This window comes from Methylobacterium sp. 2A, assembly GCF_009806555.1.
Lineage (GTDB): Bacteria > Pseudomonadota > Alphaproteobacteria > Rhizobiales > Beijerinckiaceae > Methylobacterium.
In genome coordinates this window covers 83782-101234 of sequence record NZ_VUOK01000013.1, presented here as the reverse complement: position 1 = coordinate 101234, position 17453 = coordinate 83782, and the positions used below count along the sequence as shown (strand labels likewise).

The 17453-nt window shown below is 68.6% G+C and carries 20 protein-coding genes and 1 tRNA gene; 13 read left to right on the top strand and 8 right to left on the bottom strand.

Annotation, left to right across the window (positions count from 1 at the left end):
* Positions 1-11: 11 nt before the first annotated feature.
* The gene (locus tag FVE89_RS31650) at positions 12-224 is read right to left on the bottom strand and encodes a DUF1236 domain-containing protein (protein ID WP_342390059.1); all 213 of its coding nucleotides are present in this window, start codon (positions 222-224) and stop codon (positions 12-14) included.
* A 41-nt stretch (positions 225-265) separates the two neighbouring features.
* Positions 266-682 carry a hypothetical protein gene (locus FVE89_RS31645; RefSeq protein ID WP_342390098.1) on the bottom strand — a complete coding sequence of 139 codons (417 nt, stop codon included), beginning with the start codon at positions 680-682 and terminating at the stop codon, positions 266-268.
* A 330-nt stretch (positions 683-1012) separates the two neighbouring features.
* On the opposite strand from FVE89_RS31645, the gene FVE89_RS06625 reads away from it, so the two are divergent.
* A complete protein-coding gene (locus FVE89_RS06625; protein WP_160533244.1) occupies positions 1013-2377 on the top strand; it encodes an MFS family transporter in 1365 nt (454 codons plus the stop codon).
* A 97-nt stretch (positions 2378-2474) separates the two neighbouring features.
* On the top strand, positions 2475-2756 hold the full coding sequence (locus tag FVE89_RS06620; protein ID WP_160533243.1) for a DUF2312 domain-containing protein: 282 nt from the start codon (positions 2475-2477) through the stop codon (positions 2754-2756).
* A 42-nt stretch (positions 2757-2798) separates the two neighbouring features.
* On the opposite strand, the gene FVE89_RS06615 is transcribed toward FVE89_RS06620, so the two are convergent.
* Complete coding sequence (locus FVE89_RS06615) at positions 2799-3788, bottom strand: phosphoribosylaminoimidazolesuccinocarboxamide synthase (RefSeq protein WP_160533242.1); 990 nt, start codon at positions 3786-3788, stop codon at positions 2799-2801.
* 298 nt (positions 3789-4086) lie between these two features.
* On the opposite strand from FVE89_RS06615, the gene FVE89_RS06610 reads away from it, so the two are divergent.
* Positions 4087-4827, top strand: a complete 741-nt coding sequence (locus FVE89_RS06610) for a Crp/Fnr family transcriptional regulator (protein WP_160533241.1) — start codon at positions 4087-4089, stop codon at positions 4825-4827.
* 248 nt (positions 4828-5075) lie between these two features.
* On the opposite strand, the gene FVE89_RS06605 is transcribed toward FVE89_RS06610, so the two are convergent.
* The 3 genes from FVE89_RS06605 to FVE89_RS06595 all read right to left on the bottom strand — a co-directional run bounded on the left by FVE89_RS06605 (position 5076) and on the right by FVE89_RS06595 (position 6089).
* A tRNA-Phe gene (locus FVE89_RS06605) sits at positions 5076-5151 on the bottom strand.
* A 105-nt stretch (positions 5152-5256) separates the two neighbouring features.
* Positions 5257-5439, bottom strand: coding sequence for a DNA gyrase inhibitor YacG (gene yacG / locus FVE89_RS06600; protein ID WP_202130624.1), 183 nt, complete (start codon positions 5437-5439; stop codon positions 5257-5259).
* Positions 5436-6089: a Maf-like protein gene (locus FVE89_RS06595; protein ID WP_160533239.1), complete on the bottom strand. Its 654-nt coding sequence runs from the start codon at positions 6087-6089 to the stop codon at positions 5436-5438. Before FVE89_RS06595 ends, yacG begins: the two co-directional genes overlap by 4 nt.
* Before the next feature lie 344 nt (positions 6090-6433).
* Here FVE89_RS06595 and FVE89_RS06590 point away from each other — a divergent pair, with 344 nt between their 5' ends.
* The 10 genes from FVE89_RS06590 to FVE89_RS06545 all read left to right on the top strand — a co-directional run bounded on the left by FVE89_RS06590 (position 6434) and on the right by FVE89_RS06545 (position 15899).
* Positions 6434-6643 (top strand): hypothetical protein, encoded by a 210-nt coding sequence (locus FVE89_RS06590; RefSeq protein ID WP_160533238.1) that lies wholly within the window; start codon positions 6434-6436, stop codon positions 6641-6643.
* A 151-nt stretch (positions 6644-6794) separates the two neighbouring features.
* A complete protein-coding gene (locus FVE89_RS06585) occupies positions 6795-7034 on the top strand; it encodes a hypothetical protein (protein WP_160533237.1) in 240 nt (79 codons plus the stop codon).
* Between the two features lie 277 nt (positions 7035-7311).
* Positions 7312-8520 carry a polyhydroxyalkanoate depolymerase gene (phaZ, locus tag FVE89_RS06580; protein ID WP_160533236.1) on the top strand — a complete coding sequence of 403 codons (1209 nt, stop codon included), beginning with the start codon at positions 7312-7314 and terminating at the stop codon, positions 8518-8520.
* 137 nt (positions 8521-8657) lie between these two features.
* The gene (locus tag FVE89_RS06575) at positions 8658-11294 is read left to right on the top strand and encodes a TIGR02302 family protein (protein ID WP_160533235.1); all 2637 of its coding nucleotides are present in this window, start codon (positions 8658-8660) and stop codon (positions 11292-11294) included.
* Between the two features lie 68 nt (positions 11295-11362).
* Positions 11363-11548, top strand: a complete 186-nt coding sequence (locus tag FVE89_RS06570) for a twin transmembrane helix small protein (protein WP_160533234.1) — start codon at positions 11363-11365, stop codon at positions 11546-11548.
* 139 nt (positions 11549-11687) lie between these two features.
* The gene (locus FVE89_RS06565) at positions 11688-12314 is read left to right on the top strand and encodes an acyloxyacyl hydrolase (RefSeq protein ID WP_160533233.1); all 627 of its coding nucleotides are present in this window, start codon (positions 11688-11690) and stop codon (positions 12312-12314) included.
* Positions 12315-12327: 13 nt separating this feature from the next.
* Positions 12328-12900 (top strand): cob(I)yrinic acid a,c-diamide adenosyltransferase, encoded by a 573-nt coding sequence (locus FVE89_RS06560; RefSeq protein ID WP_160533232.1) that lies wholly within the window; start codon positions 12328-12330, stop codon positions 12898-12900.
* A 168-nt stretch (positions 12901-13068) separates the two neighbouring features.
* Positions 13069-13818: an electron transfer flavoprotein subunit beta/FixA family protein gene (locus FVE89_RS06555; RefSeq protein WP_160533369.1), complete on the top strand. Its 750-nt coding sequence runs from the start codon at positions 13069-13071 to the stop codon at positions 13816-13818.
* A 67-nt stretch (positions 13819-13885) separates the two neighbouring features.
* Positions 13886-14839 (top strand): FAD-binding protein, encoded by a 954-nt coding sequence (locus FVE89_RS06550; RefSeq protein WP_160533231.1) that lies wholly within the window; start codon positions 13886-13888, stop codon positions 14837-14839.
* A gap of 178 nt (positions 14840-15017) precedes the next feature.
* Positions 15018-15899, top strand: coding sequence for a 3-hydroxybutyryl-CoA dehydrogenase (locus tag FVE89_RS06545; RefSeq protein WP_160533230.1), 882 nt, complete (start codon positions 15018-15020; stop codon positions 15897-15899).
* Between the two features lie 40 nt (positions 15900-15939).
* Here the strand turns inward: FVE89_RS06545 and FVE89_RS06540 are convergent, their stop codons facing one another.
* Positions 15940-16245: a hypothetical protein gene (locus FVE89_RS06540; RefSeq protein WP_160533229.1), complete on the bottom strand. Its 306-nt coding sequence runs from the start codon at positions 16243-16245 to the stop codon at positions 15940-15942.
* Positions 16246-16357: 112 nt separating this feature from the next.
* Positions 16358-17371, bottom strand: a complete 1014-nt coding sequence (locus FVE89_RS06535; RefSeq protein WP_160533228.1) for an NAD(P)H-quinone oxidoreductase — start codon at positions 17369-17371, stop codon at positions 16358-16360.
* Between the last annotated feature and the right edge of the window lie 82 nt (positions 17372-17453).

Here is a 17453-nt window from a genome sequence, read left to right as displayed (position 1 = left end):
GACGACGCGGATCAGGCGGGGATCACATCGACGATCTCGTAGGTATCGGGATCGATGATGACGATGTCGTCGCGCACCAGGATGAAGTCGTAGCCTTCGTATTCCGGCACGAGCTCGATGATCGCCGGCGGCAACCGGTGGAGGGACACCGAACGCGGAATCGCGGTGCCGACCGCGAGGCCGAAGGCGACATCCCTGAGCGGCGAGACGCCGAGTCGGGTGATCGAGGACCGGAACTCGGTGCGCTGCCGGGTATCGAGCCGCCCTACCGCACCACGAACGGAACCGCGGTCCCGGGCACCGGCGCGGCCGCCGTGATCCCCAGCAGGCCCCCGTGCGCCCTGGTTCGGCCCTGCGGCATCGCGATTGCCGCGCTCGCCCCCCGGGCCGGACTCGCGCGCACCGCGCTCGCCTGGAGCGGGGTTGGCCCCCGGTGCGCCCCGCTCGGCCGGACCACCGCGCTCGCCGCCGCCGGCCCGGCCCGGCCCTTCGGCGCCACGTCCCCCGGGACCACCCGGCTCCGCACCGCGCGCGCCGCCCTCACCGCCGGGTCCCCGCATCGCACCGCCCTCCGGAGCGCCGGCACCGCCCCGCATGCCGCCGCCGCCAGCGCCCGGGCCAGCCCCGCCGCCCGGTCCGGCCGCGGGACCCGCTCCCGCCCCACCAGCGCCGCCCGCGCCACCGCCGGGCCCGCCTGGAGCGCCTTGCGCGAAGGCGGTCGCCGCTCCGGCGACGACGATGACCGCCGCGACCGTGTCCCTCAGAATCCGCTTCATGGCCTCTCCTCCTGGCGATATCGGAGCGCCGTCGACGCCCGCGCCGGGCCGCAACGGACCCCCGGGGCAAACCGTTCCGTGCGGGCCTCGGCCGTGACGTCGCGCCTGACAGGCGCCCGGGCGTCCCGCGGAAAGGCTCATCACGGACTTGCGATCACGATCATCACCTGTAACGTCGCAGGGCACGAAGAAGAGGCCGGCCATCGCCGTCCCGATAAGTGATCGACGGAGACGCCATGTCCGCCTCGCGGAACGATACGATCGGCATCGCACCGGGCACCCACGACGACGCTGCGGACCGGAAGCGGCGCATCTGGGCGATCGTCGGCTCGTCCTCGGGCAATCTCGTCGAGTGGTACGACTTCTACTGCTACGCGTTCTTCGCGCTCTATTTCGCGCCGGCCTTCTTCCCCAAGGGCGACTCGACTAGCCAGTTGCTTCAGACCGCCGGTATCTTCGCGGTCGGATTCTTCATGCGCCCGATCGGCGGCTGGCTGTTCGGGCGCATCGCCGACCGGGTCGGGCGGCGGACCTCGATGGTCGTCTCCGTGCTGATGATGTGCTTCGGCTCGCTGCTGATCGGCATCCTGCCGATCTACGCGCAGGTCGGGACCCTGGCGCCGGTGCTGCTGCTCCTCGCCCGCATGCTGCAGGGCCTCTCGGTCGGCGGCGAATACGGCACCTCGGCGACCTATATGAGCGAGGTCGCGATCAAGGGAAAACGCGGCTTCTTCGCCTCGTTCCAGTATGTCACGCTGATCGGCGGGCAGCTCCTCGCCTCGCTGGTCCTCGTGCTCCTCCAGACCGTCATGACCGGCCCCGAATTGACAGCCTGGGGCTGGCGCATCCCGTTCTTCATCGGCGCCGGCCTCGCCCTCGTGGCGCTCTATCTGCGGCGTTCGCTCGCCGAGACCAAGGACAGCAGCGACAGGGAGACGGCCGGCACCTTCGCCGAGCTGTTCAAGCACTGGCGGGCGTTCCTCGTGGTCGTCGCCTACACGGCCGGCGGCTCCCTGAGCTTCTACACCTTCACGACCTACATGCAGAAGTATCTGGTCAACACCGCCGGGATGCCGAAGACTGCGGCCTCGCAGGTCATGACCGTGGTGCTGTTCGTCTACATGGCGATCCAGCCGATCTTCGGCGCCCTGTCCGACAAGATCGGCCGCAAGGCCAACATGCTGCTCTACAGCGGCCTCGGCACGCTCATGGTGGTGCCGCTGATGACCGCGCTCGGCACCAACAAGGACCCGTATCTCGCCTTCGCGCTGATCACGCTCGGGCTCGCCGTGGTGTCGTTCTACACGGGCATCAGCGGCATCGTGAAGGCGGAGCTGTTCCCGACCAACGTGCGGGCGCTCGGCGTCGGCCTGTCCTACGCGGTGGCCAACGCGACCTTCGGCGGCACCGCCGAGTTCGTCGCCCTGTGGTTCAAGGATAACGGCATGGAGAGCACGTTCTTCTGGTACGTGACCGTGCTGATGGCGATCGCCTTCGTGGCCTCCCTGATCATGCCGAACCCGAAGGTCCACGGCTATCTCGACGGTGCCGGGACCGTCGAGGAGGCGCTGGGTAAGAAGGCGCGCTTCGCCCACGCCTGAGCGCCGCCGGGGGGTAGGGGCGGCCATGAGGACCGCCCTTAACCTGCCGCTTACCCTGTGCCGGCGAGGATGCCCCCGTCATCCGACGAGGGATTGCATGACCGATATGACCGACACCGTGGGCGTCGCCGGCGACCGGATCCGCTCGATCATCGAGCGCGTGGAACGGCTCGAGGAAGAGATCAAGGATTTGATGGAAGCCAAGAAGGAGGTCTTCGCCGAGGCCAAGGGCGAGGGCCTGGACGTCAAGATCCTCAAGGAGATCCTGAAGATCCGCAAGCAGGACAAGGACGAGCGCGACGAGCACGAGACGCTGCTCGACGTCTACCTGCGGGCGATGGACGCGCCCTCCCCGGCCCCGATGGCGGCCGCGGCCTGAACCGTCGCAATCCGTATGGGGCGGCGCGCCACGCGCCGCCCTTCAACGATCCGGGTTGGCGGCCAGATAGGCCTCGATGTTGCGGCGCACGCGATCGAACGGCAACTCGGCCGGATCCGGCAGCGCGAACCGCGCGCCGGTGATCGTCTCGTAGGCCGTGATGTAGACCGCAGCCGTCTCAAGGATGACGTCCGCGGGGATCTCCGGGATCGGATCCCGATAGGGATCGCAGCGGGCCACGACCCAATTGCGCACGAAATCCTTGTCGAAGCTCTCGGGCGCCGCCCCCGCGGCGAAGCGGTCGGGATAGCTCTGCGCGAACCAGTAGCGGCTGCTGTCCGGGGTGTGGATCTCATCCGCGAGGACGATCCTGCCCTCGCGATCCGTGCCGAACTCGTACTTCGTGTCCGCCAGGATCAGCCCACGCTCGGCCGCCAGATCCTGCCCGCGGGCGAACAGCGCCAGGGCCGCCTCCGAGACGGTGCGCCACTGCTGTTCCGTCAAAAGGCCGCGGCCGAGAATCTCGGCCTCGGTCAGGGGCTCGTCGTGGCCGCCATCGAAGGCTTTCGTGGTCGGCGTGATGATGGGAGCCGGCAGGCGCTCGTTCGGGCGCATGCCGTCGGGAAAGCGATGGCCGTACATCTCCCGCTCGCCGGCGCGGTACCGGGTCAGCACGGAGGTCGAGGTCGTGCCGGCGAGGTAGCCGCGGACCACGACCTCCACGGGCAGGATCTCCAGGCGCTGTCCGACGACGACATTGGGATCGGGGTAAGCCAGGACGTGGTTCGGGCAGATGTCACCCGTCCGCTCGAACCAGAACCGCGCGGTCTGCGTCAGCACCTGCCCCTTGAACGGAATCGCGGCGAGCGCCCGGTCGAAGGCGCTGATCCGGTCGGTCGTGATCAAGATGCGCCGGCCGTCCGAGAGGTCGTAATTGTCCCGGACCTTGCCGCGATAATGGTTCGGCAGTCCGGGCAGCGTCGCCTCGCTCAGGATCTGATGCGCGTGGGGGGCGAGATCAGCCGTGTTCATCCGAGCGTTCCGTCAGACAGAGCGGCGATGCCGCCGCGGCGCCTGTGTGCGCGGACAAGGCGGAGATTTCCAGCCCCATCACCACGTGGCTGTCCCGCAGCGGGAGTGACGCATTCGTTCGGCCGGTCCGATACCGTCCAGACTGTGAAGCATTCGCCAACGCGATCGAAATATCGGACCCGGCCCCTATCTTCGCGTCCCGGGCTCGTCGATTGGTATCCCGAGAGCAGAAGGTTATCACGCGTCGGTCGGACCCCGGCATCCCGTGTGGTGTCTGCCTAGCGTCGATCGAGGTGGGATGAACACACCAAGCCAGCACGCGAACCGCCATCCGTTCCTGCGCAAGATCGAGAGCGTCGCGCTGTTCGAACTCTCCGACGCGGAACGCGCTGCGCTCGAAGCCCTCCCGATGCAACTCGCCCAGATCGAGGCCTATCAGGACATCGTGCGCGAGGGCGACCGTCCGGGCCGGAGCTTCACGCTCATCTCGGGCATCGCCAGCACCTACAAGACGACCCGGGCCGGCAAACGGCAGGTCATGAGCTATCACGTCCCCGGCGACGTGCCCGATTTCCAGAGTCTGCACCTGCAAACCCTCGATATCAGCATCGCGACGGTGAGCCCGTGCCGCGTCGGCTTCGTGCAGCATGATGCGGTGCGCGCGCTCCTCCGCGCACAGCCGCGACTCAGCGAAGTGTTCTGGCGGGCGACGCTCATCGACGCCGCCGTGGTGCGGGAATGGATGCTGAACACCGGGCGCCGTGAGGCCTACGCGCGGATGGCCCATCTCTTCTGCGAGCTGGTCATGCGCCTCGGCGCCGTCGGGCTCGCGCCGGAGTTGAGTTGTGAGTTGCCCATGACCCAGCCGGAGTTGGCCGACGCCCTCGGCATCACGCCGGTTCACGTCAATCGCACGATCCGCGACCTGAAGGCCGCCGGGTTGATCGCGCTGCGCAGCCGTCGTTTGACCGTGCTCGATTGGGACGGGCTCGTCTCCGCGGCGGAGTTCGACCCGACCTATCTGCATCTGCGTCGGTAGGCGCTCGTTCACGCGTCGCCGCTCGTCTGCGGCGTCTCGGCGCCGGTCTGCTGCCGATCGTGCGCACGAAGAATTTCGCCCCGGATCGCTCGGACCCCGCGATGCGTGTGGACGTATCGGCCACGGACCCGCACCGGACGCAAGCGAGCGTCGACCGCACGGCCGCGATGTTGGAGGCGAGGGGCGTTGAGATCAGCTGAATGCGGGACAGCGCGATTGGAAAAGCCCGCTTCGCCTCAGCGAAACGATGGTGCCCAGGGGCGGAATCGAACCACCGACACTGCGATTTTCAGTCGCATGCTCTACCAACTGAGCTACCTGGGCGTCGTCCGCGGCGCTGTCGGCCTCGGATGCCGCGGGGTATAGTCAGTGCTTCGCGGCCTGTCCAGCCTTGCCGTGACATCGACGTGACGGAAAGGCCGGAAAAGTTCAGCGCTCCGGATCCGGCTCCGGCGGCGGCTCGTCGGAATCGATCTCTTCGGGGATCGCGTAACGCTCGTTCAGCCAGCGGCCGAGATCGACGTCGGCGCAGCGCTGCGAGCAGAAAGGCCGAAAGTCCGGCACGGACGGACGGCGGCAGATCGGGCAGGGCGGGCGGCGCTCCCGGCTCATGCGAGCCCACCCCATCCGGCGCGGACCGGATAGCCCTCGCCGTCGAGGAGGTTCTGGGTTTCGTAGAGCGGAAGCCCGACCACCGAACTGTAGGATCCGACCAGCTTGACGACGAAGGCGCCGGCCAGTCCCTGGATCGCGTAGCCGCCGGCCTTCCCCCGCCACTCGCCCGAGGCGACGTAGCCCTGGATGTCCCGACCCGAGAGACGCTTGAACCGGACCCGCGTCTCGACGATCCGCTCGCGCCGCCCCCGCGGCGAGAGCAGGCAGACCGCCGTGTAGACGCGGTGCTGGCGACCCGACAGGAGCCGCAGGCAATCCGCCGCCTCGTCCGGAACCTCGGCCTTGGGCAGCACGCGCCGTCCCACCGCGACGACCGTATCGGCCGACAGGAGCCAGGTCGGCGCGGTCTTGTCGCCCAGGTGGAGGGCCGCCTCGGCGGTGGCGAGCTTCGTACGCGCCAGACGGCGGGCGAGGTCGCGCGGCGGCTCGGCCTTGCGCGGCGTCTCGTCGATCTCGGCCGGCAGAAGGGCGTCCGGCTCGATGCCGATCTGCTGGAGCAGCGCGAGCCGGCGCGGTGAGGCCGAGGCGAGCACGAGGCGAGCTGTCGGCCGTTGCGCCGAGTCGATCGCGTCTGGTGTGGCGTCCATGATGTTCCGTTCGCACGATCGGCGGAAAGCGGCGCCGGCCCGTTGCGACGCGCCATCACGCCAGCCCGGCCTCGATCCGCCAGCCTGATAAGGGATGGGTGGGGGCTTGTGAACCGGAGCGGCATCGCGCGCCTCCGGTGTCTCGCCGACGTCCGGCACCGTGGTGCGTAAGGATTGCCGAGATCCGCAAAGAGCAGCCGGAGACCGGCTCGGCACCATGGGCCGTCCACATCAGCAGTGACCGGGGCCTGCCGCAAGAAGAGGGCAAGAGATCAGTCCTCACGGTAACCTGCCATTAACCAAAAAGGCAGACGATCACCCCCAGCGGGAAGGAGTTGCCGTCGATGCTGAACGCCGATCCATTGCTGCGGCGCCCGAAGCTGCTCAACCAGGCGCTTGTGGCGCGCGCCCTGGAAGGCTTCAGGCCGAAGGCGGACTCACCCGACAAAATGTGGCGGTTGCTCACCGATCATTACGTCGTCGACCTCGACGCGGTCGCGGCCCTGCTGCCGACCAGCGAGCCGGAGACGCGCTGGCTCCCGGCGCGGGACTGATCTCCAGGCCGCGACCGCTCCTCCCACAACTGGCACGAGACGTGCCTCGGCCGATCAACATCTTGAGGACGCGCCCAGGCAACGACAACGCGGTGGCTCGCACGCCAGAGCACCCCGCGGACCTTTCGATCACTCGAAGCCGAGGTCCGTCATGCCGGAATTGCTGTCCGTTGCCCTGGTCTGTGCCGGGACATTGCTGGCGCAGGATTGCTCCCGCGATACCGCCCTCGATGTCATCATCGCGCCGGCGCACACCCCGATGGAGTGCCTGATGCACGCCCAGACCATGGCGGCGCAGGCCGGTCTGCCCGGGGGAGGCGACCGGTATCTCAAGATCGCCTGCGAGCATCGGCGCACCGAGAACGGCGTCGCGGTCCACCGTGCATCCTGACCGGTCAGCTCTGTCCGAGTCCGCCGCAGCGGCTCGGCTTGGTCCGGCGGCCTTCATACACGACCATCCATCCGCCGGACGGGATCCGGCATGGCCCGCATGATGCATCAAAGTCACGTCGGTAGTCTTCTTGACGGCTTTCGCCGTTCGGACAGTTGCCGGCCCTGGGGGGCGCGACCATCCTAGATGGCCACGCTGATGCAATTCTAGCCTGGCATCCGCCTCCATTGTCGCCTGTTAGCCCGCGTGCCGGGCGGGGCTCCGCGAGTGCCTGCTGATGCTGTACGACGCGTTCGATCTGCAGACCGACATCGCCGCCCAGACCCGGGCGTGGGGACAGGTCCTCAACGATGTGTGGTCGCCCTGGACCGGACTGGGCGAGCCGATCACCTGGATGTCGGCGGGCGCCCGGATGATGATGCGCACCGGCCTGACCTTCGCGCGGCCGCCCTTCGGCATCGACGCCATCGACGTGGGCAACAGGAGTGTGCCGGTCTCCGAGGAGCCGGTGGTGGTCACCCCGTTCGCGACCCTGCTGCACTTCAAGAAGGACATCCAGACTGAGCAGCCCAAGGTGCTGATGGTCGCGCCGATGTCCGGCCATTTCGCCACGCTGCTGCGGGCGACCGTGCGCACCATGCTGCCGGACCACGACGTCTACATCACCGACTGGCACAATGCCCGGGACGTGCCGCTGTCGGAGGGGCAATTCGGCTTCGACGATTACGTCGGTCACCTCGTCCATTTCCTGCAGACGATCGGCGAAGGCGCCCACATGGTCGCGGTCTGCCAGCCGGCGGTGCAGGCCCTCGTGGCCGCCGCCGCGATGGCGCAGGCCAGGGACGCGGCGGCCCCGCGCAGCATGACCCTGATGGCCGGGCCGGTGGATTGCCGGATCAACCCCACCAGCGTGAACGAACTCGCGAATTCCAAGCCGATCACGTGGTTCGAGCAGAACCTGATCGCGACGGTCCCGAACCGGCACAGGGGCGCCGGCCGCCGGGTCTATCCGGGCTTCGTGCAGGTCACGGCCTTCATGTCGATGAACGCCAAGCGGCACGTCCAGGGCCATGCCGACCTGTTCTGGCACATGGCCAACGGCGAGCAGGCCAAGGCCGAGGCGATCGAGACCTTCTACGACGAGTATTTCGCCGTCCTCGACCTCGCGGCCGAGTTCTACCTCGAAACCGTGAGGACCGTGTTCCAGGATCATGCCCTGGCGCGCAACGCGGTGACCTATCGCGGCGAGCCGATCGACCTGCGATCCATCCGCCGGACGGCCCTGATGACCGTCGAGGGCGAGCGGGATGACATCTGTGCCGTCGGCCAGACCATGGCGGCCCACGACCTCTGCACGGGCCTCGCCCCCTACATGCGGACCCACCATCTCCAGCCGGGCGTAGGCCATTACGGCGTCTTCGCGGGGCGGCGCTGGGAAAGCCAGATCTACCCGCAGGTGCGCAACTTCATCCAGGCGCACAACTAAGCGCGCTCTCCGCCGAAGCGGAAACCGGATCGTCGCGCCGATTTGACCCGCCGACCGCCGCGGCCCACCATGATAGCCTTGAACCATCGGTGCCGGGTTTACCTCCGGTGCCACGGGCGCGAGGCGGAACGATCGGCGTGATCGGCAGGAACGGCTCCGAAGGCAAGGGCACCACGACCGGCGCGACGCCGCGACCCGCGACGGCGTTCGCACGGCTCGACCGGCTGGTCGCCCAGGCGCGCGTCGCGGCCCTGTGGGAGCAGCTCTGGCCGGTCCTCTGGCGCGGCCTCGCCGTCATTCTGCTCTTCCTCATCCTGTCCTGGTCGGGTCTCTGGCTCGACCTGTCGCCATTCTGGCGTCAGGTCGGACTGGTCATCCTGGCCGGTCTGCTGGTCGCCGCGCTCCTGCCCCTCGTCCACCTCAGGCGGATCGGGCGACGCGCGGCCCTGACCCGCCTGGACCGGGAGGCGGCTGTGCGCGAGCCCGCCCTGCGTCACGGGCCGGCCTCGGCCGCGCAGGACACCCTCGCCGTAGGCGCCGCCGATGCGGGCAGCCGTGCCCTTTGGGATCTTCACCAGCGCCGCGCGGCGCGGGATGTTGCAAATCTCCGGGTCGGACTCCCCCGGCCCGGCATGGTGCGGCGTGATCCCTTCGCACTCCGCGCAGGCCTGATCGTCGCGGCAGCCGCCAGCCTGTTCGCGGCCGGCCCCGAATGGCGCGACCGGATCGGCGCCGCCTTCGATTGGCACGAGGCGGCGATGCCCGGCCCGAACTTCCGCGTCGACGGCTGGATCGATCCGCCGCTCTACACGCGGCTGCCGCCATTGCTGATCGCCATGGACGGCCGCGACCAGCACCTGCGGGCGCCGGTCAACGCCCAATTGATCGTGCGCATCGCCGGCCAGGGCAAGGCCGCGGCCGACACCACCCTGACGCCGAATGCGAGGCTGGTCCCCGTCCCCGGCCAGGAGCCGCGCCCGGATCTCCGCGAGGAGCGCTACCGGATCGCCGGCAATGCGGAACTGACGATCGTCACGCCGGCCGGCCGGCAGCGCCTGACCGTGGACGCGATCCCCGATCGGCCGCCGGAGGTGACCGCAATCGGCGGCCCCGAAGTGAACGGGCGCGGGACCTTCAATCTGACCTATCGCGCCAAGGACGATTACGGGATCAGCTCGGCCGAGGCGGCGATCGTGCCGGTCAAGCCCGGCCGCGCGCTCGTTCCGATTCCGCATATCAGCCTCGCCCTCCCCGGCGATGCCTCCGGCGACACCGATACCAAGACGCTGGTCGACCTCACCGACAATCCGTGGTCGGGCGCGCGCGTGCGCTACCAGATCGTCGTCAAGGACGAGGCGGGGCAGGAAGGCCATACGCCGGAAACCGAGATCACGTTGCCGGCGCGTCCATTCCGTGACCCGCTGGCGCGCGCGCTGGCGGAGGATCGGCGCCGGCTCGTGACCGCGCCCGATACGGATCGTCCCTGGGTCCAGTCCGCGCTCGATGCCCTGCTGGTCGCCCCCGACATGTTCACGCCGCAGCCGGCGATCTTCCTCGGGCTGCGCACGGCCACGGAGCGCCTGCGCCGCGCCCGGTCGGATTCAGACCTCGTGGACGTCGCCGACCTGCTCTGGGAGATGGCGCTGAAGATCGAGGACGGCGATCTCTCGGACGCCGAGAAGCAACTGCGGCAAGCGCAGGACCGGCTGAAGGAGGCGATCGAGCGCAACGCGCCCGATGACGAGATCAAGCGCCTCACCCAGGACCTGAAGCAGGCGCTCGACAAGTTCCTGTCCGAGATGGCGCAGAAGCAGGGTCGCGACCCGAACAAAACCGGGGCGCGCCAGCAGAACAGCCAGCAATCCAAGACCGTCACGCCCGAGGATCTCGACAAGATGATCCAGGACATGGCCGAGGCGATGAAGCGCGGCGACACGGCCGAGGCACAGCGCCTGATGGAGCAGCTGCGCAACATCCTGGAGAACCTCCAGACTGCCGAGCGTGGCAGCCGCTCGGATCAGGCCTCCCGCGAGATGCAGAAGCAGATGCGCGATCTCGATGCGATGACGCGCGAGCAGCAGGGCCTGCGCGATCAGACCTTCAAGGACGGGCAGGAGCCGAGCGGTAGCCAGCGCCCGCCCAACCGCGGCCAGCAGCAACAGGGCCAGCGCGGCCAGCAGGGCCAGAAGCAGCAGGGCCTGCAGGGGCAACAGGGTCAGAGCCAGCAGGGCCAAGGACAGCAGGGCCAAGGACAGCAGGGCCAAGGACAGCAGGGCAATGTCGGCGAGCGCCAGCAGGCGCTGCGGCAGCGGCTGGAAGAGCTGGAGCAGCGCATGAAGGAGAACGGCATGCGCGGCGAGCAGGGCCTGTCCGATGCCGAGAACGCCATGCGTGAGGCCGAGAACGCCCTGAAGGACGGCGATTCCGACGAGGCGGTCGACGCGCAGGGCCGCGCCCTCGAGGGTCTCAAGAAGGGCGCCGAGGGCATGGCGCAGCAGATGCAGGAGATGGCCGAAGGCCAGGGCGAGGGCCAGCAGGAGGGCGGGCAGCAGCCGGGGCAGCAGGGTCAGGCCGGCGCCCGGGACGACGACCCGCTCGGCCGCCCGACCCGCGGCCGCGACATGAGCGACGGACGGGTCCGCGTGCCGACGGCTGACGAATCCGCCGTTCAGCGCGCCCGGCGCATCATGGAGGAACTGCGCCGCAAACTCGGCGACCCGACCCGGCCCCGCGAGGAGCTCGACTATTTCGAGCGCCTGCTCCGCCGCAACTGAACCCCTTCCACCTCAACCCGTGATGGGAATCAGCCGCCGGTCCCCATCACGCCCGGATCGTCGTAGTCATGTCGTCCAACACCCTCGTCCTCCTGGCCTGCCTGGCCGTGGCCCTCGTGCTGCTCTTCGGGCTGGCCAACATGATGCGCGGCGGGAGCGCGAATCTCTCGCAGAAATTGATGCGCCTGCGGGTCCTGCTGCAATTCGTGGCCATCGTGATCATCATGGGCGTGGTCTGGTGGCGCTCGGCCTGAGCCTGAAACCGAAGGTGTGACCGGACCGCCGCACCTCACCCTTTTCGCGGGGCGGGCGGATGAATTGCCGACTGGAGCGGAACGGCACCGTGCTACGCTCGGCAGAACCGAACTGCCAAGCCGCTCCGGCCGAGGCCTTATGACTGCCCCTTCCCGCACCTGTCTCGTAGGCCTGATCTCCCTGGCGGCGATCCTGCCGGTCTCGGCTGCGGACCTGCCGCCGCCACCCGCTGCCTACGCGGCGCCGGTCCAGCCGCTGAGCATCGTCTCGGAGGTGCGGATCGGCGGCTCGGTTCAGGACCCCGGCAGCGCCGAGGGCAAGCTCCCGGGCTTCAGCAAGGCGAACGTGAACGGCGAGATCCTGTTCGCCAAGCCGGTCATCAGCGCCGATCCCTTCTGGCAGGCCTTCGTGCCGCGGCCCACGGTGGGCGGCAGCTACAACACCGGCGGCCGGACCAGCTACGCCTATCTCGGCGCGACCTGGACCCTGGAGGTCTTCCCAGAGACCTTCAACCGCCGCGTGTTCCTCGACGGGTTCTTCGGCGGCGTCGCCCATAACGGCTACACCGGTCCCAAGGCCGAGACGCCCTACGGCTTCAACACGCTCGGATGTTCGCCGATGTTCCGCGAAGCCGCCGCCCTGGGCTTTCGTCTGACGGAGCATTGGAGCATCATGGCCACCATCGAGCATATGTCGAATGCGGGCCTCTGCGCGAACAATCGCGGGTTAACCAATTTCGGCGGCAAGATCGGCTACACGTTCTGAGGCATCCCGCCGCGTGGTCAAACTCAACAAGATCTACACGCGCACCGGCGATAACGGCACGACCGCCCTGGCAGACGGCCAGCGCCGCTCCAAGGCGGATCTCCGGGTCGAGACCTACGGCACAGTCGACGAGACCAACGCCTGCATCGGCCTCGTCCGTGTGCATACGACGGGGACGCTCGACGACATGCTCGGGGCGATCCAGAACGATCTCTTCGACCTCGGCGCCGACCTCGCGACGCCGCCGAGTCCGGATCCCCTCCCCTACGAGCCGCTGCGGATCGTCGCGCGCCAGGTGGAGCGGCTTGAGCGCGACATCGACGCGCTGAACGCCCCGATCCCGCCTCTCAAATCCTTCGTGCTGCCCGGCGGCTCCGCGGCGGCGGCGGCCCTGCACCTCGCCCGGACCGTATGCCGCCGCGCCGAGCGTCTGGCGGTGAGCCTCGCCGCTCACGAGAACGAGATCGTCTCGCCCGAAGCGTTGCGGTATCTGAACCGCCTGTCGGACTTCCTGTTCGTCGCGAGCCGGGCCGCCAATGGCGACGGCGCCGACGACGTGCTCTGGGTGCCCGGCGCGAACCGCTGACGCACCGCCCCGCTTTTCCCGCAACCTCCACCGCGCCGCGTTGACAAGGCGGAAATGTGGCCGCTACGGTCCGGCCGCCCTGCACGCCTCCGCGACGGCGCCTCGGTGGTGCCCGCGAGAACGGCCTGCACGACGACAAGAATCCTGCGGGGAAGGATCGTGACCGCCATGAAGGTGCTGGTGCCCGTCAAGCGGGTTGTGGACTACAACGTCAAGATCCGCGTAAAGGCCGACGGCTCCGGGGTCGAACTCGCCAACGTCAAGATGTCGATGAACCCCTTCGACGAGATCGCCGTCGAGGAGGCGATCCGCCTGAAGGAAAAGGGCAAGGTCACCGAGATCGTCGCCGTCTCGATCGGCCCGCAGCAGGCGCAGGAGACGCTGCGCACCGCGCTGGCCATGGGGGCCGACCGGGCGATCCTCGTGAAGACCGACGTGAATTGCGAGCCGCTGGCGGTCGCCAAGCTCCTCAAGGCCGTGGTCGAGAAGGAGAGCCCGCAGCTCGTCATCCTCGGCAAGCAGGCGATCGACGACGACTCGAACCAGACCGGCCAGATGCTCGGCGCTCTGCTCGGCTGGCCGCAGGGGACCTTCGCCTACAAGATCGAGGCCGGCGAGGGCAGCCTCGACGTGACCCGCGAGGTCGATGGCGGCCTGCAGACGGTAAGCCTGAATCTCCCGGCGATCGTCACCACGGATCTGCGTCTGAACGAGCCGCGCTACGCCAGCCTGCCCAACATCATGAAGGCGAAGAAGAAGCCGCTCGAGGAACTGGCCCCCGACGCGCTCAGCGTCGACGTCACCCCGAGGCTCAAGGTGCTCAAGACCGCCGAGCCGCCGGGGCGCTCGGCGGGCGTGAAGGTCGGCTCGGCGGCCGAGCTCGTCCAGAAGCTCAAGGTCGAGGCCGGCGTCATCTGATCGGCAGGCGAGGCTCCCCGCACCGGGTCGAGCCTCGCGTCATCAATTCCGGGGATTCGAGACGACCATGACGACACTTCTCTTCGTCGAGCACGGCAACGGCCAGATCAAGGACGGGACGCTCAAGGCGCTGACCGCCGCCAAGGAGATCGGCGCGCCGATCCACGCCCTCGTACTCGGCTCGGGATCGAAGGCGGTGGCGGATCTGGCCGCGAAGCTCGACGGTGTCGAGAAGGTGCTGGTCGCCGAGGACGCGGCCTATGACCACGATCTCGCCGAACCGGTCGGGGCGCTGATCGCGTCGATCGCCGAACCCTACGACACGATCATCGCGTCCGCCTCGACCACGGGCAAGAACGTGCTGCCGCGGGTGGCCGCCCTGCTCGACGTGGCGCAGGTCTCGGACATCATCAAGGTCGTCGGGCCCGACACGTTCGAGCGGCCGATCTACGCCGGCAACGCGATCCAGACGGTTCAGACGCCCGCGGCCAAGCGGGTGATCACGGTGCGCACGGCGGCCTTCAAGGCGGCCGGCGAGGGTGGGTCCGCGGCCCCGGTCGAGCCGGTTGCCGCCTCCGCGCCCGCTGCGGCCGGTTCGACCTTCAAGGGCGAGGAGATCGCCAAGTCCGACCGTCCGGAACTGGCCTCGGCGCGGATCATCGTGTCGGGCGGGCGCTCGCTGGGCTCCTCGGACAAGTTCCACGAGCTGATCGAGCCGCTGGCCGACAGCCTCGGCGCGGCGGTGGGCGCTTCGCGGGCTGCGGTGGATGCGGGCTACGCGCCGAACGACTGGCAGGTCGGTCAGACCGGCAAGGTCGTGGCGCCCGATCTCTACGTGGCGGTGGGCATCTCCGGCGCGATCCAGCATCTCGCCGGCATGAAGGACTCGAAGGTCATCGTCGCCATCAACAAGGACGAGGACGCTCCGATCTTCCAGGTCGCCGATTACGGCCTCGTCGGCGACCTGTTCCAGGTCGTTCCGGAACTGCAATCGGAGATCGGCAAGGCGAAGGGCCAGTAACGGCCGGGAACATCCGGGCGCAGGCGAAGCCGGCCCTTTCGCAAGGTCAGGCCTCGCGGGTTCCTTCCGTGCCGGTGATTGGTCTAGAAGGCGGCGACGGCGATACGGCGTGCCGCCGTCAGGCACAATCCGTCGGGTCGGGCGGCCGGGCATCGGTATCAGGGGCACAGGTCGACAGATGGACATGGAGATCAAGCGGGTCGGGATCATCGGTGCGGGCCAGATGGGCAGCGGCATCGCGCAGGTCTGCGCCGCGGCCGGTCTGGACGTCCTGCTGAACGACCGCGATCCGGGCCGCCTGGAGAACGGGCTGGGTCTGATCGAGAGCAATCTCAACCGGCTGGTCTCCAAGGGCAGCCTGTCCGATGAGGGCAGCCGTGAGGCGCGGGCGCGGATCAGCCCGGCTCGGGACTTCGACGCACTCGGCACCTGCGACCTCGTCATCGAGGCCGCGACGGAGAACGAGGCCACGAAGCGGGAGATCTTCTCGACTCTGTGCGCGTCGCTTAAGCCGGAGGCGCTGGTCGCCACCAACACGTCATCGATCTCGATCACCCGTTTGGCCGCGGCGACGGACCGGCCGGAGAAGTTCATCGGCATCCACTTCATGAACCCGGTGCCGGTGATGCAGCTCGTCGAGCTGATCCGCGGCATCGCCACCGAGGATACGACCTACGAGGCGGCCAAGGCGTTCATCGCCAAGCTCGGCAAGACCTCGACGATGTCGGAGGATTTTCCGGCCTTCATCGTCAACCGCATCCTGCTGCCGATGATCAACGAGGCGATCTACACGCTCTACGAGGGCGTCGGTTCGGTGGAGTCGATCGACACCGCGATGAAGCTCGGCGCGAACCATCCGATGGGTCCGCTCCAGCTCGCCGACTTCATCGGCCTCGATACCTGCCTGTCGGTGATGCAGGTTCTCTACGAGGGGCTGGCGGATTCGAAATACCGCCCCTGCCCGCTCCTCGTGAAATATGTCGAGGCCGGCTGGCTCGGCCGGAAGGCGAAGCGCGGCTTCTACGATTACCGCGGGCCGACGCCGATACCGACCCGCTGATCGGGCGGAAGGGGCGGCAGTGGAGCCGCCCCAGGCTCGGCTACTTCGCCGCGCCGCCATTCGCGCCCGGCTGAGCCGGCTGCGGATAGGACGGATTACCACCTGGAACGCCCGTGCTGTTCGAAGGCGAGGCAGCGCCGGACTGCCCATTGACCGAGCCCGTCACCTCGCGCCGCGACGCGTCCTGGCTCTGGCTGGCATAATCCTTCGGCGCAGTCGCACCGTTCCAGGTCAGCAGCCCGACAGTGGCGATCGCCAGGAGGACGAGGCTCGCCACCAGCACCCACAGAACGGGCTTGCCCCGCTCGCCCTGTCGGCCTTCCTGCGGATTCAATCTTTCGGCCATCGACACACATCCTCGTCTGCGGGACGCAACACGCGGAGGCGCGGTCTGCGACACGATCCCGTTACCGGCCGCCAACGCGGAGCCGGCGAAGCGGGTTCCTGCAGATGGGTGGTCAGCGGCCGGTGGTAAGCAGGATCTTGCCGAGATGCGCGCTCGATTCCATCAGCGCATGCGCCTCCTGTGCCTGCTCCAGCGGGAAGGTGGCGTGGGTGACGGTGCGGATCCGACCGGCATCGAGCTCGGGCCAGACATCCCGGCGCAGGCCGTCCGCGATCGCGGCCTTGTCGGCCTTCGGGCGCGGCCGAAGGGTCGAGCCCGTGAAGGTCAGGCGGTTGCGCATGATCGGCGTGATGTTGAGGCCGTCGACCTTGTAGCCGCCCATCAGGGCGATCATCACCAGCCGTCCATCCGGCGCGAGGGACTTGAGATTCCGGGCGAGATAGCTCGCGCCGATCATGTCGAGGATGACGTCGACGCCGCGCCCGTCCGTGAGGCGCTGCACTTCCTCGGCGAAATCCGCCTGCTTGTAATCGATCGCGGCGTCGGCCCCGAGATCCTCGCAGAAGCGGCACTTCTCAGCCGAGCCGGCCGTGGCGAACACCTTCGCGCCGACATGCTTGGCGATCTGGATCGCGGTGGCGCCGATGCCGCTCGATCCGCCATGGACCAAAAAGCTCTCCCCGGCGGCGAGCCGGCCGCGCTGGACCACGTTCGAGTAGACGGTGAAGAACGTCTCCGGCAGGCCGCCGGCATCGACCAGCGAGACGGCCTTCGGCCGCGGCAGGCAATGGCTGGCTTCGGCCACGGCGAATTCGGCATAGCCGCCGCTGATCACCAGGGCGCAGACCTCGTCGCCGATCGACAGGCCATCGACGCCCGCGCCGAGCGCAGCGATACGGCCCGCCACTTCGAGGCCGGGGACCTCGGTCGCTCCGGGCGGCGGCGGATACAGGCCTGCGCGCTGCATCACGTCCGGCCGGTTCACACCGGCGGCCACCACTTCGATCAGCACCTGCCCCGGTCCCGGACTCGGCAACGGCACGGATGCGACTGCGATCACCTCCGGGCCGCCCGGACCCGTGAAGCGGATCTGGCGCATGGTCTCGGGCAGGGCAGTGCTGGCCATCCAGGCGTCCTCAACGCGTACGTTCTGCGGGCCGCGCCGCGCGGGCGCGAACCGTCTTGATTATGGCGCAGGCGGCGCTTGG

Bases quoted from the DNA above. Each gene is read 5' to 3' on its own strand.
- FVE89_RS06625 (WP_160533244.1), top strand. From the start codon at position 1,013: ATGTCCGCCTCGCGGAACGATACGATCGGCATCGCACCGGGCACCCAC.
- phaZ (WP_160533236.1), top strand. From the start codon at position 7,312: ATGCTGTACGACGCGTTCGATCTGCAGACCGACATCGCCGCCCAGACC.
- yacG (WP_202130624.1), bottom strand. From the start codon at position 5,439: ATGAGCCGGGAGCGCCGCCCGCCCTGCCCGATCTGCCGCCGTCCGTCC.
- FVE89_RS06550 (WP_160533231.1), top strand. From the start codon at position 13,886: ATGACGACACTTCTCTTCGTCGAGCACGGCAACGGCCAGATCAAGGAC.
- FVE89_RS06570 (WP_160533234.1), top strand. From the start codon at position 11,363: ATGTCGTCCAACACCCTCGTCCTCCTGGCCTGCCTGGCCGTGGCCCTC.
- FVE89_RS06555 (WP_160533369.1), top strand. From the start codon at position 13,069: ATGAAGGTGCTGGTGCCCGTCAAGCGGGTTGTGGACTACAACGTCAAG.
- FVE89_RS06535 (WP_160533228.1), bottom strand. From the start codon at position 17,371: ATGGCCAGCACTGCCCTGCCCGAGACCATGCGCCAGATCCGCTTCACG.
- FVE89_RS06565 (WP_160533233.1), top strand. From the start codon at position 11,688: ATGACTGCCCCTTCCCGCACCTGTCTCGTAGGCCTGATCTCCCTGGCG.
- FVE89_RS06540 (WP_160533229.1), bottom strand. From the start codon at position 16,245: ATGGCCGAAAGATTGAATCCGCAGGAAGGCCGACAGGGCGAGCGGGGC.
- FVE89_RS06610 (WP_160533241.1), top strand. From the start codon at position 4,087: ATGAACACACCAAGCCAGCACGCGAACCGCCATCCGTTCCTGCGCAAG.
- FVE89_RS06585 (WP_160533237.1), top strand. From the start codon at position 6,795: ATGCCGGAATTGCTGTCCGTTGCCCTGGTCTGTGCCGGGACATTGCTG.
- FVE89_RS06615 (WP_160533242.1), bottom strand. From the start codon at position 3,788: ATGAACACGGCTGATCTCGCCCCCCACGCGCATCAGATCCTGAGCGAG.
- FVE89_RS06590 (WP_160533238.1), top strand. From the start codon at position 6,434: ATGCTGAACGCCGATCCATTGCTGCGGCGCCCGAAGCTGCTCAACCAG.
- FVE89_RS06545 (WP_160533230.1), top strand. From the start codon at position 15,018: ATGGACATGGAGATCAAGCGGGTCGGGATCATCGGTGCGGGCCAGATG.
- FVE89_RS06595 (WP_160533239.1), bottom strand. From the start codon at position 6,089: ATGGACGCCACACCAGACGCGATCGACTCGGCGCAACGGCCGACAGCT.
- FVE89_RS06620 (WP_160533243.1), top strand. From the start codon at position 2,475: ATGACCGATATGACCGACACCGTGGGCGTCGCCGGCGACCGGATCCGC.